16 protein-coding genes are annotated in these 15,845 nt (G+C 60.4%); 9 read left to right on the top strand and 7 right to left on the bottom strand.

Going from position 1 to position 15,845, the window contains the following annotated elements; genetic code table 11:
* Window positions 1-47: 47 nt before the first annotated feature.
* Complete coding sequence (locus E5720_RS09370) at window positions 48-926, top strand: TylF/MycF/NovP-related O-methyltransferase (RefSeq protein WP_136170439.1); 879 nt, start codon at window positions 48-50, stop codon at window positions 924-926.
* On the opposite strand, the gene E5720_RS09375 is transcribed toward E5720_RS09370, so the two are convergent.
* From E5720_RS09375 to E5720_RS09385, 3 genes are all read right to left on the bottom strand, one after another.
* The gene (locus E5720_RS09375) at window positions 917-1,255 is read right to left on the bottom strand and encodes a VOC family protein (protein WP_136170440.1); all 339 of its coding nucleotides are present in this window, start codon (window positions 1,253-1,255) and stop codon (window positions 917-919) included. The two genes, E5720_RS09370 and E5720_RS09375, sit on opposite strands and share 10 nt — an antisense overlap.
* Window positions 1,227-3,113 (bottom strand): glycosyltransferase, encoded by a 1,887-nt coding sequence (locus tag E5720_RS09380; protein WP_136170441.1) that lies wholly within the window; start codon window positions 3,111-3,113, stop codon window positions 1,227-1,229. The genes E5720_RS09375 and E5720_RS09380 overlap by 29 nt, the downstream gene beginning before the upstream one ends.
* Window positions 3,114-3,220: 107 nt before the next feature.
* Complete coding sequence (locus E5720_RS09385; RefSeq protein ID WP_136170442.1) at window positions 3,221-4,000, bottom strand: glycosyltransferase; 780 nt, start codon at window positions 3,998-4,000, stop codon at window positions 3,221-3,223.
* 102 nt (window positions 4,001-4,102) lie between these two features.
* Between E5720_RS09385 and E5720_RS09390 the strand changes: the two genes are divergently transcribed.
* A complete protein-coding gene (locus tag E5720_RS09390; RefSeq protein ID WP_136170443.1) occupies window positions 4,103-6,322 on the top strand; it encodes a hypothetical protein in 2,220 nt (739 codons plus the stop codon).
* Here the strand turns inward: E5720_RS09390 and E5720_RS09395 are convergent.
* Both E5720_RS09395 and E5720_RS09400 read right to left on the bottom strand, forming a co-directional pair.
* Window positions 6,271-7,242, bottom strand: a complete 972-nt coding sequence (locus tag E5720_RS09395; protein WP_136170444.1) for a Gfo/Idh/MocA family oxidoreductase — start codon at window positions 7,240-7,242, stop codon at window positions 6,271-6,273. The genes E5720_RS09390 and E5720_RS09395 overlap by 52 nt on opposite strands.
* A 2-nt stretch (window positions 7,243-7,244) precedes the next feature.
* A complete protein-coding gene (locus E5720_RS09400) occupies window positions 7,245-8,345 on the bottom strand; it encodes a DegT/DnrJ/EryC1/StrS family aminotransferase (RefSeq protein ID WP_136170445.1) in 1,101 nt (366 codons plus the stop codon).
* A 183-nt stretch (window positions 8,346-8,528) separates the two neighbouring features.
* Here E5720_RS09400 and E5720_RS09405 point away from each other — a divergent pair, with 183 nt between their 5' ends.
* Both E5720_RS09405 and E5720_RS09410 read left to right on the top strand, forming a co-directional pair.
* Window positions 8,529-9,248, top strand: a complete 720-nt coding sequence (locus E5720_RS09405) for a DapH/DapD/GlmU-related protein (protein ID WP_136170446.1) — start codon at window positions 8,529-8,531, stop codon at window positions 9,246-9,248.
* Between the two features lie 99 nt (window positions 9,249-9,347).
* Window positions 9,348-10,337 carry a lysylphosphatidylglycerol synthase transmembrane domain-containing protein gene (locus E5720_RS09410; RefSeq protein ID WP_247596243.1) on the top strand — a complete coding sequence of 330 codons (990 nt, stop codon included), beginning with the start codon at window positions 9,348-9,350 and terminating at the stop codon, window positions 10,335-10,337.
* Here the strand turns inward: E5720_RS09410 and rfbB are convergent, their stop codons facing one another.
* Window positions 10,338-11,363, bottom strand: a complete 1,026-nt coding sequence (gene rfbB / locus E5720_RS09415; RefSeq protein WP_136170448.1) for a dTDP-glucose 4,6-dehydratase — start codon at window positions 11,361-11,363, stop codon at window positions 10,338-10,340.
* A gap of 119 nt (window positions 11,364-11,482) precedes the next feature.
* Here rfbB and E5720_RS09420 point away from each other — a divergent pair, with 119 nt between their 5' ends.
* Genes E5720_RS09420 through rfbC form a run of 5 tightly spaced genes read left to right on the top strand, consistent with a single transcriptional unit; the run spans window position 11,483 to window position 15,277 of the window.
* Window positions 11,483-12,214 (top strand): hypothetical protein, encoded by a 732-nt coding sequence (locus E5720_RS09420; protein WP_247596244.1) that lies wholly within the window; start codon window positions 11,483-11,485, stop codon window positions 12,212-12,214.
* A gap of 1 nt (window position 12,215) precedes the next feature.
* Window positions 12,216-13,424 carry a hypothetical protein gene (locus tag E5720_RS09425; RefSeq protein ID WP_136170449.1) on the top strand — a complete coding sequence of 403 codons (1,209 nt, stop codon included), beginning with the start codon at window positions 12,216-12,218 and terminating at the stop codon, window positions 13,422-13,424.
* Window positions 13,421-13,762: a hypothetical protein gene (locus tag E5720_RS09430; protein WP_136170450.1), complete on the top strand. Its 342-nt coding sequence runs from the start codon at window positions 13,421-13,423 to the stop codon at window positions 13,760-13,762. The genes E5720_RS09425 and E5720_RS09430 overlap by 4 nt, the downstream gene beginning before the upstream one ends.
* A gap of 44 nt (window positions 13,763-13,806) precedes the next feature.
* The gene (gene rfbA, locus E5720_RS09435) at window positions 13,807-14,676 is read left to right on the top strand and encodes a glucose-1-phosphate thymidylyltransferase RfbA (RefSeq protein WP_136170451.1); all 870 of its coding nucleotides are present in this window, start codon (window positions 13,807-13,809) and stop codon (window positions 14,674-14,676) included.
* Between the two features lie 13 nt (window positions 14,677-14,689).
* Complete coding sequence (rfbC, locus tag E5720_RS09440) at window positions 14,690-15,277, top strand: dTDP-4-dehydrorhamnose 3,5-epimerase (RefSeq protein WP_136170452.1); 588 nt, start codon at window positions 14,690-14,692, stop codon at window positions 15,275-15,277.
* A 10-nt stretch (window positions 15,278-15,287) separates the two neighbouring features.
* On the opposite strand, the gene E5720_RS09445 is transcribed toward rfbC, so the two are convergent.
* Window positions 15,288-15,800 (bottom strand): GtrA family protein, encoded by a 513-nt coding sequence (locus E5720_RS09445; RefSeq protein WP_136170453.1) that lies wholly within the window; start codon window positions 15,798-15,800, stop codon window positions 15,288-15,290.
* Window positions 15,801-15,845 lie beyond the last annotated feature (45 nt).

The following is a 15,845-nucleotide window of genomic DNA, read 5'->3' on the forward strand; positions in this document are numbered from 1 at the left end:
GTGGACCTGGGCATGTGACACTTGCCATCCTCGGCTACCGTGTGCGCATGACGGAACCTCGGAAGCTGACGGATCGACTTCGGCATTCGGCACGCGAGAAAATTCAGCGGACAATCGGCGAAGTTCTCGACAAGCAGACGGCCCAATTGGCCGAGCAGACGGGCACTCAGCAAGCCAAGCTTCTCGAGATCCTCGACCGTCAACGCCGAGAGATCGACGACCTCCACGCATTCATTCGCGGCCTGGAAATGCGTATGCGACGTGACATCCCGTACGCATCCGACGTCGAGGCAGCGGCGCAGAGCGCCGAGTTCGCCGAGGAGGTCATGCCCAAGGCGCCGACCTTCCTCCGTCCGCACGCAACGCTCCGCTTCGCGCTCGGTGAAGTGTCCGTCCCCGGCATGGCGCTCGAATTCGGGGTAGCCAGCGGCACCACCCTGGAAATCATTGCCGAGGAGTCCGCGTCGAAGAAGGACGTGACGATCGTCGCCGGCTTCGATGTCTTCTCGGGGCTACCCGAAACCTGGCGCAGCGGATTCCCGAAAGGCCTGTTCGAGCAGGAGAACCTGCCCCAGGTCCCCGGCGCCGAAATCGTGCCCGGTTTGTTCGAGGAATCGCTGCCCGAGTTCTTGAAGCACCACGACGACAACCTGGCGTTTCTACACCTCGATGCAGACTTGTACTCGTCGACGATCACGGTGCTCGACCTGGTCGCCGACCGACTCGTAGTCGGGACCGTCATTGCCTTCGACGAGTACTTCAATTTCCCGGGCTGGCGTAATCACGAGTACCGCGCCTGGACGGAGTTCGTCGCACGCACGGGGACCGAATTCGACTACCTCGGTTACACCGCGGACAACGAGCAGGTGGTCGTGCGGATCCGGCGAGCTCCGACGCTGCAGGCGAGCAGGGCCGATCAGGCCTGAGAAATTCGGACGAGGTTTCCTGCCGGGTCACGGAACGCGGCGTCACGGACACCCCACGGCTGACTCGCGGGTTCCTGCAGGATTTCGGCGTTACCCGCTGCCCGCACCTTTTCCAACGTCGCATCGAGGTTGTCGGTACGGAGCAGCACCCCGGGAAGCTCGCCCTTCGCCAGTAGAGCCGCCAACTCGTCGCCGAGTTCCGCCGACCGACCAGCATGAGGTTGCGACAGGACGATCTCGATTTCGGGCTGCTCGGCAGGGGTCAAGGTGATCCAACGGAAGCCGTCGTTGGCAACCTCGTCAGCTGTAGAGCCGGGCCCAATTCTCACGACTCGTCAGTTCGGGCATTGCGATTCGGTAAGCGTCGGACACGTCCGCGGTTTCGGTCCGCAGACGACGCAGTGCCTGCACTCCGCGCCTGAACAGCGTCTTGGCAGCATCCTTGTCGCGCTTGCGAACTCGGACACCTTCCTGCGAGCGATCTGTGACAACTGCATGTGCGAACAGGGACACATGCCACCAATGTGCGTCGTCCGCCGAGATCGCAACCGGTCCGGGGTGTACTCGCCCACGCCACTGATTGAGGACCCGCTTGGCCAGCACAGCCCATTCCAGATTCTTGTTCGGAGTAGGACCTGCAGGGGTGATGAACATGTCTGCTGGACGAACGTCGGGCACCGAATTAGCGTTGTGCCGCTTGGTCTCCCCATATGCTGCCCGCTCACGGCGAATCGCCCCGGCGGCTTCCATGCCGCCATCGACAAGATTGCTCGGACCGGCAAGGAAATCCTCGATGGCCTTGATCAAGGTGAACGCCATCCCGTACTGCATCGAGACCAGGTAGCGGAACAGATCGGTACTCAGCTGGCGCGCAAGCTTTCTACCGTCGAGGCCTCCGTGCAACGCGGCGGTGATCATACCGTTGCGGAGATTGAAGTACCGGTGCCACTCGTCCCAGTCCTTCCACGCGAAGTCCGCATGCCACACAGCAGCACCGGGAAGGGTGACGGTGGCAAAACCGTTTGCGCGAGCGCGGTAGCCGTACTCGATGTCGTCCCACTGGAAGAACAAAGGTAGCGGGTAGCCGATCTGCGAGACGATCTCCGACGGGATCAGGCACGACCACCAACCGTTGTAACCGGCGTCGACGCGAATGTCCTGCTTCTTCTTCAGCGCGCTCTTGTCCGAGATCGCGTCCTTGACGTGAAGACCGGCTTCGATCTTCTGCAAATTGGCAACCTCGGCGCCTACGTGCACACGATCGGGATGCAGTAGATACAGCATCTGCGCGCCGATGATCGCGGGCTCGACGGTCTTGTTCGCGAATGCATTCATCCGGACGAGCGCCTCGGGCTCACACAGCACGTCATCGTCCATGAAGATGACGTTCGCGGGATCCCCACCCTTACCTTGCACCTCGTACAGGCCGCGGGTGAATCCGCCGGCACCACCGAGGTTGGGTTGGGTGATGTAGACCAGTTGGTCGCCGAGCTCGGCCGAAACTCGCTGGAACTTCGCGCGTGTCTGCACCTGATCCGTGCCCTGATCGACCACATATACGTTGTCGACTCCGTTCAGCGCGATCGGATCGTCCGCCATCGCGGCCAAGGTGTTCGCGCAGTCGTCGGCGCGGTTGAAAGTACAGATGACAACCGAGGTGGGACGCAGCTTCTCCGGTGCGTCGACCGACCAATCGGCATCTTCCACGGTCAGCTCACCCGAGCTGGTGGAGAACCGGACGAACAAGGCGCCGCCGTCGAGAAACTGCTGAACCTTCACTGCCATGCTGAGACGACTCGACTGCCCTTCGGTGTCGACCGTGGTGCTCGACACTGTCCGCTTACGGCCCTTCGAGTCGGTCGCAACGAGGTCGATGCGCCCTGCCCCGGTAACCGCAGCGTCGAATCTGACCTCGGTGACATCGGTCCAACGCTGCCAGTAACTGGCCGGAAACCGTCCGAAGTAGCTGTTGGTGTCGACGGTGGTGCGCTTGGAGAGTACGGCGACGTAGCGCGAACGCTCGGCATTTCCCTTCGCAACATTCGCATACATATCGGCGCTGACCAGTGGGGACGGTCCGTCGAAGAGCAGGCGCTGCGCGGTCAGGGATCCCGGCGTTGTCGATCGGAGGTCGGAATCGATCCCGACCTCCAGTCGTCCGACAAGCGACACGTCAGGCTTCTCCATACAGTCGACTACCTTTCAAAGCTGTGCTGGGCTGCACGATTGGCGCAGCCCGACCGGTGCCCAGGCTATCAACGGACACGCGTCCTACCTTCATCGCGCCGCGGGACTCATAAACCAGCGGTAGCCGCAGCCTTCAGTTCGTCCTTGCGCCCACGAAGGGACAGCAGCCCCCGCGCCATTGCGAGGACATCGCCGCCGGCCACTCGACTCGGCTGGTCGCGGTGCGCATTGGAGAGCCGCACGGGCACCTCCACGGGCTGAACACCGGCCAACTCCAAGGCGTAATCGAGTTCGGTAGTGAAAAGAAAACCGGGTTCGGCGAGAGAACCGACGAGCGATCTCAGGAGGTCTCCGTCGATCAGGAACGTCCCCTGCGGGTCTTTGGCGCGGGTGCCGAGAATCAGGCGGCGAAGAATCGAGAAGCCTCGCGTCATCGTCGATCGCATCGGTCCGCGGTCGATCACAGACTCGGGATGTCCCTTGGACCCGATCATGAGCAGCGGCGCGTGCCCCATGCTCTCGGTGAGTACTCGTGCCGCGTCGAGATCGTCGAAGCCGAACGGAAGATCGTCCGCGGTGAGCAGTACCTGAGCACCGCGACTGTTCGACGAGCCGACCCGAAGCGCATTGCCCATTCCTTTGTCGCTGGTGAACAGTCGCAGAGCGACCGTTGGATGGTTCCACTCCTGCTCCAGTCGGCGGCAGATCAGTGCGGTGTCGTCGGTGGATCCGTTCTCCACCACAATGATCTCGGCCGGTATCCCGGTGAGGTAATCGCCGAAGCGCCCGACCGTGGCTTCCAGGACCCGTCCAGAATTGTGGGCGGGGATGACGATCGACAAATCGAGCTGAGACTTCCCCTGGGGAAGGGGTGCAGACGTACCCACCGAACAACTCCTTCAACCCACCACGGTTGGATGGTCAGCGGAAATACTACGCTGCATCGAAGCGCACCAGTTCCAGGCAACAACCATCGACGAAGGCGTCTCGTGAACACTGCACTTCCCCTGACCAAACGGGTTGCTCCACCGATGCTTCTCGCGCTCGCCGTGGCTCTCACCGCCGCCATTCCGTTGCTGTCCAATCGCTGGTTCTACTACTGGGACGACAGTGCGGCAGCGTTCGCGCCGGCGTGGCACACCATCGGCGAACGTCTTCTTGCCGGTTCGTGGCCGACCTTGATCCCGGAGATGTGGGCCGGCGGGAACATCACCGCCGAAGCCCTGTACGGCACGTACAACCCAGTACTGCTGGCAGATTCCGTCGTCATCGCACTCATACCGAACCTTGCCATCGGAATCACTCTGGTCAAGATGCAGTTCATGGCAATTCTCGCCGTCGGCGTCTATGTACTGGCGCGGCAGTTCGGCGCACGACAATCCATGGCATTCGTTGCAGGCTTCGCAATGCCGTTCGCCGGTTACACGTTGTACTTCGACGCATCGAGCTGGGCATCGGGATTGATCGCCTTTGCGTGGCTGCCCCATGTTTGGTGGTCGACGCGCGCAGCGGCCCGTGGAACGGTAAACCCCTTCGTATCCGTCGTTTTCGGTCTGCTGGCGATGACGACAGGAAACCCTTACGGCGCTGTCGGTGTTGCTGTTGTGTACCTGGCGGTGGCAACGGAGTGCATCTTCACGGGAAGAGCCCGCCGAATTTTGTCTATGGTGTGGAGCGGTGCGGCCGTACTGGCCATGGCGCTGATCGTCTATCTACCACTCGCATTCACCACCGGCGTGTCCGTCCGAACGCAATCCGGCGTCTCCAACGACGGCGCCCTGCGTCCAGATCTCGGTGATTTGCTCAACCTGAGCGCGCCCAGCAATTTGCCGCTCGTATCGGTGTTCGGTTCGTCCTACACCACTATCCCTCTCGGCTTTCTTGCGTGGTTCATCATCCCGTTGGCCCCCTGGCTGAAGTGGTCCGAACTGAAGTTCTTGACACGCCAGGGACCTTCGCTTCTGGTTTTCTTCGGCATCTATCTCGTACTGCTACTCGGCCCCTCCAACTTATGGCTCTTCCGTTGGCCGGCAAGATTGATCGGATACGGGCAACTTCCGATCGTCATCGCATTCGCGGTCGCTGCGAGTGCTGGGCTTTATCGCGATCGCGCCAAAGTCCGAGCGCTGATCAGCGCAGTCCTGCTGTTGGCACAGTTCTACCTGTCTTGGTCGAACGTGCCAGAAGACCTCGGGATTCACGCGCTGTCACTTCTGGTATGTGCAGTCTTGACCGCAATCGTTATTTTGTCGGCCTGTCGATACCCGAAAGGCGTTGTCGGAGGGCTAGTCCTTGGAACGCTGACCATATTGTCGCTGCAAACGGTTGCATGGTTTCCGGGCAACGACAACGTGACGCCCTGGCGCTTCCCTCGCCAGATCGGATTCATGCAGGATCGATTCGAGAATCGCTACACCGGTAACACATTCGTCGTTGCCGATACGAAATACATCTCTCCAGACGACCCCACTGGCCAGTGGGGCGATCTGCTTTTCGGCAATGCCTGGCAACCCGCAGGAGTACGCGCGATAAACAGCTACGCCGGAATCAGCTACGGCGACTTCGTGAAGGCCCTCTGCCTGAACTACTACGGCGGAGTGACCTGTCCGGATGCCGTCCTGCGACTAGACGCCACGGCGCCCGGAACCGACGTGAGTTGGCTCGATGCGTTGAAGCTCGAAACTGTCGTCGTCCAGAACAGTGGGCCATATGGCGGCTACCATGCATTCGATTCGTTCTCACCTGACGAGTGGACGATCGACAAGAGTCGAGGTGTCACCGTAGCTCGGCGGAATGCCCCATTGCCCTGGCCCGATGGACGACTGTCGGCCGTCGGACCCGATGTAACCATCGAGGACGATTCCGCTGCCACCGACACAAGCGAAACCGTGCAGTACAGCGGATCAGGCACCGCAACGTTCGCTCTGCTGGCCTGGCCGGGATGGACGGCAACCGTGGACGGCACCGAAGTACCGATCACCGCAACACCTGGGGGGCTTATCCAAGTAGATCTTCCGTCCACTTCCAAGGGTGGGAGTTCCCTGGACTTGACGTACGCTCCACCGGGACGCGCCCTCGGAATCGGTTTGGCTGCTTTAGGATTGGCGGCCGCCCTGGGACAGGCAATCCTTTACTCGGTAATGCGCCGACGCCAGAATCAAGCGGTTCGGACCGAAGCCGATGAAGTCACCTCGTCGACAACGCCGTGAGCCGGTAGAACGGACGCCCGCTCACGGTCGGCATCGCCGGTGCCGTCCACTAACGCGAGGAAGCTGCGTAGCTGCGCGGCGAGTGGTTCCTCGCTGTACCGAATCGCCGGAATCTCGATAATGGTCTGTTGCTGGTACCCATCTCGATCTGCCGGTAGTTCCTCGTCGACATGGCGATAGATTGTTATGTCGCGTCGCAGTAGGTCGATCTCGATCAGACGATCGGCTTCGAGAAGCGAGATCTGGCGGATTTTACGCTGACTCACACGGCTCGCCGAGATGGTTGCGATCGCTCCTGAGTCGAAACGAAGGATCGTGTCGGCGCAGTCCTCGGACCGGTTGGCCTTGGACGTTTCATGGAAGAACCCGAAGTCGCCTCGAACGACGCTCGGTTGCGACCCAACGAAGTGAATGGCCAAATCGACGTCATGAATCAACAGGTCGGTCGCAACCCCGGTGGTTATCCGCGGGACAAATGGCGAATGCCTGATGCCGTTGACCTGCCATACCTCCCCCACGAACTCCTTTGCAGTTCGGACTGCGGGATTGAAACGTTCGAGCAGGCCACACATCAATGGAATTCCCTGCGCCGAGGAACGCTCGATGAGATCGCGACTCTGCTCATACGTTGCAGCCAAAGGCTTTTCGACCAGAACTGGCTTACCGAGGTCGAGCACTCGTCCCGCGATGTCGTAGTGTGTCGGAGTGGCCGCGGCGACGACGACAGCGTCGATATCGGCCAAATCTTCGAAGTCTTCGGCCCAGCGGCATCCGAAACGATCGGCGATTTCCCTGCCCTGCTGTTCCCGCGGTTCTACGAGCAGACTCAGTTCACAATCATTGGACTGAGCGAGCACCCTGGCGTGCAGCGAACCCATACGGCCTGAGCCGATCAATGCAATCTTCGGAACGGCGTTCATATTCAGACCTCCAAGGCGTTGCGGACGGAGGCGATGATCTGATCGATATCTGCGGGTTCGAGAGCGGCATGCACCGGGATGCTCAGGCACCGCGCTGCGATCGAGGACGCGACCGGCGTCTCTTCGATCACAACACGGGGATGCGACCGATAGCACTCGTAGTCGTATACCGTCCTCGGATAGTAGATTCCACTGCCGACACCCTTGTCGGCCAAGCGAACAGCCAGTTCGTTGCGATCTACAGGACTGTCTTCGTCGATGAGCAGAGTGAACTGGTGCCACACATGGCCGCGTCCCGGAAGCTCGCTCGGAACTCGCAGACCGGCAACATCCTTCAACCCCATCGCCAGCATGTCCGCGTTACGCCTGCGCTGTTCCACTTGATCGAGATACCCACGCAGTTGTGGGAGCCCAAGGCTGGCCTGCAAATCCGTCATCCGATAGTTCTGACCGACCATTTCGTACTCGTAGCGCGCACGCATTCCCTGATTGCGCAGTACACGCAAACGATCGGCTAGGTGGTCATTATCGGTGGTGACCATCCCGCCCTCGGCCGTAGTGAGATTTTTGGTGGCGTAAAAGGAGAAGCAGCCCATCCCGAAGCTGCCCGCACCCTTACCGTCGAAAGTTGCCCCGTGGGCTTGGGCCGCATCCTCGATGATGCTCAATCCGCTCGCATCGGCGACGGACCCCAATCGAGCCATGTCCGCAGCCTGCCCGAAGAGATGCACGGGCATCAGCACTGCGGTTCGATCTGTCACAGCAGCACTCGCCGCGGCAGGATCCATGTTGAAGTCCGATTCCGAGATATCGGCGAATCGAACGGTCGCGCCGGCCTCGAGAATCGCGTTGACCGTGGCCACGAATGTGAACGGGCTGGTCAGCACTTCATCACCGGGTTTGAGATCGTGCACCGCAAGCGCCGCTATGAGCGCAGTCGTGCCGTTGTTGACGGCGACGGCGTGGCGTGTGCCGACCAATTCGGCGAACCCATCCTCGAAGCGCTTGACCTTGGGTCCCTGCGCCACCATTCCGGATCGGAGCGTATCGAGAACTTCGCGCTCCACATCCTCGCCGAATTCGATACTGGAAATAGAGATCACTACATTTCCCCTCGGTACGTAAGATGTGCGGACGCTAGCGTGGAATATCGGGCCAAGTCGACTCCGACCCTAGCGTGGAGCACGAAGTGAGCGTCGCAGCACCTGCCCCGCGTAAGGTCGTTTCATCACGCGGATCGAACTATTGCTCGGGTCGGACTTTGGAGGGTATTTGCAGTGTCGAGGATGAATATCGGGTCGAATTGCCATATTCACCCCACGGCAGTCGTTGGCGACGACGTGGTTGTAGGAAGTCGAGTCACCGTAGGCCCCTATGCCGTTCTGAGCGGCCCGATCGACATCGGTGACGACTGCTGGATCGGCGCCCACTGCGTTCTCGGCACTCCTCCCGAGATCTACGGATTTCCACACTTCTCCTCGTACGATGCCGTCGGGGAGGGCTTCGGTATCGAGATCGGGCCGCGCACTGTCATTCGCGAGCTGTCCACCGTCCATAAAGGAAGTGAACGCCGCACCATCGTCGGTCCCGATTCTTTCATCATGAATCGCGTATCCATAGAACATGACTGCCAGCTGGGCGCAGGAACGGTTGCAGCGCCCGGCACCACGTTCGCAGGGCATGTCACTGTAGGTCCGGGCGCCAATATGGGTATGAACAGCGCGGTGCACCAGCGACGAGTCATCGGGGAGGGCGCGATGGTGGGCATGGGAGGCATCGTCACCAAAGACATTCCCCCTTTCGCAACGGTGGTTGGGAATCCGGCCGCAATGCACGGCGCAAACGTTGTGGGAATGACACGGAAGAACTACCCGCAGCCTGATATCACCGCGATATCCGAAGCGTATTCTTCGCAGCGAATTCCCGATTTGTCCATTTTGTCGGACAGTACCGCAGAGGCGTATCGCCGGTGGCTGCCGATCTCGGCCAAGCCACTGCTCACCTAGACCGATGCCGATCGAGCACGCGATGGTCGACTGCGGGAATGAACTATTCCGTGGGTTGGTAGCCTCATTACCCATGTCGGCATTGCACGCGAGATCAACGTGAGTATTCCGTCCGACTCGTCGCCGCCTCAGTCGACCAAGAAAGCTCTACTGGGCAAAGGTCTGCAGCTTCTGGTCACAGTGGCAATTTTTGTTGCAATCTTCTTCGCTGTGAAGTCCCAGTGGTCTCAGGTCAAGGGCACTATCGCTGATCTCGATTGGTGGTCCCTGATCGCGTCAGGAATCTTCGTATTCCTCGGCATGGGTGCCGCAGTCCGGGCGTGGCAACATGCGCTCGGGGCGCTGGAGCATCCCATTCCGGCCTTCGACGCCGCGCGATGCTACTTGGTGGGCCAGTTGGGAAAATACCTCCCGGGCAGCGTCTGGGCATTTGTACTACAAACCGAACTGGCCCGGCGCGCCGGAGTGTCTCGTGCCGCCGCCTTCACAGCTGTACTGGTCACTGTTGGACTGAGTACGACGTCGGCGTTGGTTGTGGGCCTGCTTGGCCTGCCCGCTTTGTTCCAAGTCAGCACCCTGGCCGCGATTCTGGTCATTGTGGCTGTACCGATCGCTTTGATCTGCGCTTATCCACCGATTCTTACGAAACTGGTCAACTTCGCGTTGAAGCTGCTCCGCAAAGCTCCTCTGGCCAAACAACTCACCATGCGCAAAATCGGGCTTGCACTCGGATGGTGCGGACTCAGTTGGGTGCTCTATGGCGTCCATCTGTGGATACTGGCGTCCAGTTCAGCAGGATTCCATCTCGGCGGGTTAGTGCAATGTATCGGCGCACTTGCCCTCGGCATGTGTGCAGGCGTGCTCGTAATCGTCGCCCCATCGGGGATCGGCGTCCGTGAGGCGGTCGTAGTCGCGGCGCTGTCGCCTTTCATGGACGCAGGCGTTGCGCTGGGCCTCGCACTGGTTTCGCGTCTTGTCTTCACACTCTGCGAGGTTTCGGCCGGAGTAATTGCCGCCGCTGCAGGATCCCGAGTGCTGCGCAATGCACTGGTACATGAACACTCCAGGGTCGACGCCACTACGGCGTGATCAGGCTCCGGGCGCGGTACGTCCGTCGAGTACAGCCTCGGTTCGTGCGTAGCCGCTTTCAGTCGCATCCTTCTGCGGACGCCACCACTCCTCGTTCTCGCGGTACCAGTCGACCGTCGCCTTCAGTCCGCTGCGGAAGTCCACGTACTCAGGTGTCCAACCCAATTCGGTGCGAAGCTTGGTCCAGTCGATCGCGTAGCGCAGATCGTGGCCCGGTCGATCGGTGACGAAATCGAATGCGTCGGCGGCCTGCCCGGTTTCCTCGAGGATCGTCTCGAGGACCTCACGGTTGTTCTTCTCCCCGTCGGCGCCGATCAGATACGTTTCGCCCATCGCGCCCTTTTCGATGATCGTCCACACCGCGTGGTTGTGATCGTCGACGTGGATCCAGTCCCGCACGTTGTGACCGGCGCCGTACAGCTTCGGCCTGGCACCGGACAAGATGTTGGTGATCTGCCGGGGAATGAACTTCTCCACATGCTGGTACGGGCCGTAGTTGTTGGAGCAGTTCGAGATGGTCGCGCGAACCCCAAACGACCGCACCCACGCCCGCACCAGAAGGTCACTCGACGCCTTCGTCGAGGAATACGGGCTCGACGGGTTGTACGGAGTCGACTCGGTGAAACGCGCTGGGTCGTCGAGCTCGAGGTCCCCGTAGACCTCGTCGGTGGAGATGTGGTGGTACCGAACGTCGTGCTCGCGGACAGCCTGCAGCAGCGTCGTCGTACCGATGACGTTGGTGTGGACGAACGGCCACGGGTTGCTCAAGCTGTTGTCGTTGTGCGACTCCGCGGCGAAATGAACCACGAGATCGGTATCCGCGACAAGCCGGTTCACCAGTTCTGCATCTGCGACGTCACCCTCGACGAAGTCGATCTTGTCTCCAACCGAGTCCAGTGAGGAGCGGTTACCGGCATAGGTGAGGGCATCGAGCACCGTCACCTGCGCATCGGGTCGCTCGGCCACGGTCTGATGCACGAAATTGGCACCGATGAACCCGGCGCCACCGGTAACGAGCAGTTTCATAAGGGTGACCATACCGGCCCGACTGATTTCGGGCCGACCTTGTCGTTGCGTCGTGTTAGCGTTTCGGCGACTTCGGGGGGAGTGCCATGGGGCTACGCAAAAAACTTTCAGGACTGGCAGTGAGCCTGGTCGCCTTCAACGCGTTGCTGTGGGGACTGCCGAAAATCGCGCCGGAGGCACCGGAGCGATACGAGGGTGTGATGGCTGCGACGCCTCCACCGGGGACAGCTGCGAAGACCACCGCGCCACCCCTGCCGCCGGGTTTCCCGTCTATGGAACGGCCGCCCCCGAAGATCGTGGTGCCCGACGGGCAGCCTCAGCCCATCGCAACCAAGTTCGGATTGACCTACGAGGTTCCTACCGGCTGGGACGTCTGGCAGACGGGCGTTGCGGGGTGGACCGGCGATGACGGGACATCAGCTAGGTACGGCGCCCTCGGCTTCTACGGCAGGACAGAGTGTTCGGACGGCGAGCACTCGGAACGCGGGATGACCGGCATCACTGGCCGGCGCACTCTAGATCTGAATGCGACCGCTTTGGCCGAGGTCGAGAAGGCAGAAATGATCTTTTCGGGTGCCAATGAGTCGCAGAAGCCGACCGTGTCGATCAGCGGCCCCGAGAAATTCGTGATCGACAACCAACCCGCTGTCCGATACCGGGCCACGGTGAAAGATATCCCCGAAGCCGAGGAGCATTGCGCCTCGAGAGAAGCAACATTCGACGTCGTCGCCACTCCCGGATATGCGACCGCCGAGGTCGTGGTCTTCATAGTCCGAGCGGAACGCGAAGTCGACAATGCGCTGAGCGATTCCGAGATCGACGACCTCATTTCAACAATTCGAAAGAGCTAACGTGACAGAAGGATTCGAGGTCGATACAGCTGAGATCGCGGGTCTCGGAAGACTGGCGGACCGTATCGGTCAAGGCACCATGGCCAGCCACCCCTATATCCTCGAGCACGCCGGACTCAGCGACACGCTGCCCGGTCAGATTTTGCAACGGCTCACGCCGTTCGTTGCCGAATACCAGGAGTACACCCGAAGCCGGCACGTCCATCTGGCCGCCACATGTGTCTACATCGGCAACGAACTGCAAGAAGCAGCCTGGCTCTACGACGATCAAGAAAACGAAAACTACGACGCACTCAATGCACACACGAATCTGCTCCCCCCACCGCTCAGGCGACCAGGGACATCCGAGACTCCCGCGGTTGGCGTGATCGACGAATACTTCGACGTCGCGAACTACGGAAACCCGGACGGGATCGACTATCCCGCTCCGAACCCAGCCGTCGACGACATCCGCCAAACAATCGACGACGCCGCCTCGTGGCTCGGTGAGATCGACCGCACGATCTTCGAACTATCCGGTTGGAGTCCGCTCAACGAGGCAACGATCCCCGTCACCGGAAACTGGAACGAAATACGACGCCTCGGCCAGGCATACGAGATCGCCGGCAATGCGATGGAAGCCGCAGCAATGTCGCTTGAAAGAGGCGCCAGACGAGTCGATGACAGCTGGGATGGGGCTGCCGCACAATCGTTCTCGCTCTACGCAGGAAGACAAGTAGCAGCGATGCACTGGGAAGGACCGGCCGGCCGCACAATCCACGCGCTTACCGGGGTCATCGCCGATCAAATTCGGTCAGCAGTCCAGTCGATAGTTGGAAAGATCGTGGAGATGCTCGAAGCCGAGGTCGATATCGGATCCGGTCGAAGCGCGATGAAAGTTGCGCTCAAAAAGATCCCTGCCCTCGGAACGGCGTGGCAAATCGAGAGAATCATCGAAATCTGCTGGCAAGCAATGAATCTGACTATGAATTTAGTAGCCAAGATCGAAACTGTGGTCGACGATTTAGGCCGGTTTCTCGCGGCAATCACCGATCCCGAAGGCCAGATTAACCAGACAATCGACAAGCACCTGACCCCACTTACCGACTTTCTCGAGCATGGCAAGGTTGCAGTCGAAGCAGGCAAGACTGCCGACATCAGCCCCTTGATCAACACGCCGAATGAAAGATTCTCGGTGGGAGAAGGCACACAACCATGGGCGGACGCATGATCGACGATCCTTCGTATGCCAGGGTCATGGAATCGATTGCACGACTCGAAGAAGCCCGTCGACACGTAGACAGCGTCACCATCGGGGCGTCAACCGCGCGTCACACCGTCACGGCAAAGTTTCTTGCGCGCCTCGCCGAATCGCCACATGCGTCACCTGAGTTGCGTGAGTTCGCTCGGCGAGTTTCAGTGAAAGACACCACTTGGGACCGCATAGAACTCGACGCAAAACCCATACCCGCCGAGGTACACGAACTCCGCGCAGACCCTCTGGTCGATTGGCCGGGAAATTGGCCACTACAGATCGAGGAACAGCCATTTCGCATCGAATGGCAGTGACCGCGGACGCGCGAAGAGCTTTCTGATCTGCGAGACTTCCGAATATGCGGGGAATAATTCTGGCGGGCGGTACCGGGTCGCGTCTTCATCCGATCACGATGGGCATCAGTAAGCAGTTGGTGCCGGTGTACGACAAGCCGATGATCTATTACCCACTCTCGACGCTGATCTTGGCCAATATCCGCGACATTCTGATCATCACCACCGAACAGGATTCGCAACAATTCCAACGTCTGCTCGGTGACGGCTCCCAGTTCGGCATCAACCTGACCTACAAGGTCCAGCACGAGCCGAACGGCCTCGCTCAAGCATTCGTCCTCGGAGCGGAACATATCGGCTCCGACAGTGCCGCTTTGGTGCTCGGCGACAACATCTTCTACGGCCCCGGACTGGGCTCGCAGCTAGGCCGATTCGGTGACATCGACGGCGGAGCGGTCTTCGCCTACGAGGTGAAAGATCCCAGCGCCTACGGCGTCATCGAGTTCGACGCCGCCGGCAAGGCGATCTCGCTGGAAGAGAAGCCGAAGGTCCCGAAGTCGAACTTTTCCGTCCCCGGCCTGTACTTCTACGACAACGACGTACTCGCCATCGCCCGCGATCTCGAGCCTTCGGCGCGGGGCGAATACGAGATCACCGACGTCAACCGGCACTACCTCGACGCTGGGCGTCTTGCCGTGGAAGTCTTGCCCCGCGGGACGGCATGGCTCGATACCGGCACCTTCGATTCGCTACTGGACGCCTCCAATTATGTGCGCACCATCGAGCAACGGCAGGGCCTGAAAATTGGTTCACCGGAAGAAGTGTCGTGGCGTCGCGGATTCATCACCGACGATCAACTGCGGGAACGAGCAACCAAGCTCGTCAAGTCCGGGTACGGGCAATACCTGCTCGACCTCGTCGATCGCAGCAAGTAAAGGATCTGTGTAGATGAGCTTTCGTGAATTGAAAATCTCCGGCGCGTTCGAATTCACCCCGCGCCAGTTCGGTGACGATCGCGGCGTGTTCTTCGAATGGTTCAAATCCTCGGACTTCGAAAATGCAGTCGGGCGGCCGTTGGAGTTGGCGCAGGCGAACTGCTCTGTCTCGGCAGCGGGGGTGCTGCGCGGTATCCATTTCACCGACACCCCACCCGGTCAAGCGAAGTACGTCACCTGCACCAAGGGCGCGTTTCTGGATGTGATCGTCGATCTGCGGATCGGGTCGCCGACATTCGGGATCTGGGACAGCGTGCTGATCGACGACGTCGACCGTCGTGCGGTGTATCTCCCGGAAGGCCTCGGGCATGCGATCTTGTCACTCGAAGACGGCTCGACGGTGATGTACCTGTGCTCGATCGAGTACACCCCGGCTTTGGATCGCGACATGAATCCGCTCGATACCGATCTGGCGATCGACTGGCCCACCCTCGCCCGCGACGGCTCACCGCTCGAGTACCAACTCTCCGACAAAGACAAAGCTGCACCCTCACTCGCGCAGGCCATCGACGCCGGATACCTGCCGACCTACACAGCCTGAGCGCAGACGATCAGCGGATCTTGAAGATCACGGTTCGCTGGACGATGAAGTTGATGACCGTCGCGGTCCCCTGAGCGATGACGAACGCTGCGGCGCTGTACAGGATTGTCTCGGGCCAAACATGCCCGAAGACGGTGTACAGAGCGTTCTGCACCCCGAAGGTCGCGGCGTAGAGCGCAACCACCGCAATGAATCGAGCGCGCGAAGGTTCCGCGCGGAACGTCCAACGCCGATTGATCAGGTAGGCCACCGTCGTACCCACGATGAATCCGACGGCTTTGGCGATCGACAGTTGGAAGTCGAGGCCGTACTGCAAGGCGATGGTGATAGAGAAGTCGAAGATTGCCGACAGCACCCCCGTCGCCAAGAAGCGGATCACCTGGGTCTTGAAGTCCAGGGCGTCGTCGGCGATGTTCTCGGTCAGCGGCAGCTCGACGGGGAGGGGAACGTGGTGCTGGAGTTCCTCGTCTTCGGCTGACCAGTCGTCGGGTTGCGGCACGATCACCCACACTAGCTGTCTCATCGACGAGAGCGCAGCCTCGAAGCGACCCCGATGACCGAGTAGCCT

The organism is Rhodococcus sp. PAMC28707 (assembly GCF_004795915.1).
Lineage (GTDB): Bacteria > Actinomycetota > Actinomycetes > Mycobacteriales > Mycobacteriaceae > Rhodococcoides.

What these genes read in the sequence shown, in the direction of transcription:
- E5720_RS09370 (WP_136170439.1), top strand. Translation starts at nt 48, where the DNA reads ATGACGGAACCTCGGAAGCTGACGGATCGACTTCGGCATTCGGCACGC.
- E5720_RS09380 (WP_136170441.1), bottom strand. Translation starts at nt 3,113, where the DNA reads ATGGAGAAGCCTGACGTGTCGCTTGTCGGACGACTGGAGGTCGGGATC.
- E5720_RS09395 (WP_136170444.1), bottom strand. Translation starts at nt 7,242, where the DNA reads ATGAACGCCGTTCCGAAGATTGCATTGATCGGCTCAGGCCGTATGGGT.
- E5720_RS09405 (WP_136170446.1), top strand. Translation starts at nt 8,529, where the DNA reads ATGAATATCGGGTCGAATTGCCATATTCACCCCACGGCAGTCGTTGGC.
- rfbB (WP_136170448.1), bottom strand. Translation starts at nt 11,363, where the DNA reads ATGAAACTGCTCGTTACCGGTGGCGCCGGGTTCATCGGTGCCAATTTC.
- E5720_RS09430 (WP_136170450.1), top strand. Translation starts at nt 13,421, where the DNA reads ATGATCGACGATCCTTCGTATGCCAGGGTCATGGAATCGATTGCACGA.
- rfbA (WP_136170451.1), top strand. Translation starts at nt 13,807, where the DNA reads ATGCGGGGAATAATTCTGGCGGGCGGTACCGGGTCGCGTCTTCATCCG.
- rfbC (WP_136170452.1), top strand. Translation starts at nt 14,690, where the DNA reads ATGAGCTTTCGTGAATTGAAAATCTCCGGCGCGTTCGAATTCACCCCG.
- E5720_RS09445 (WP_136170453.1), bottom strand. Translation starts at nt 15,800, where the DNA reads ATGAGACAGCTAGTGTGGGTGATCGTGCCGCAACCCGACGACTGGTCA.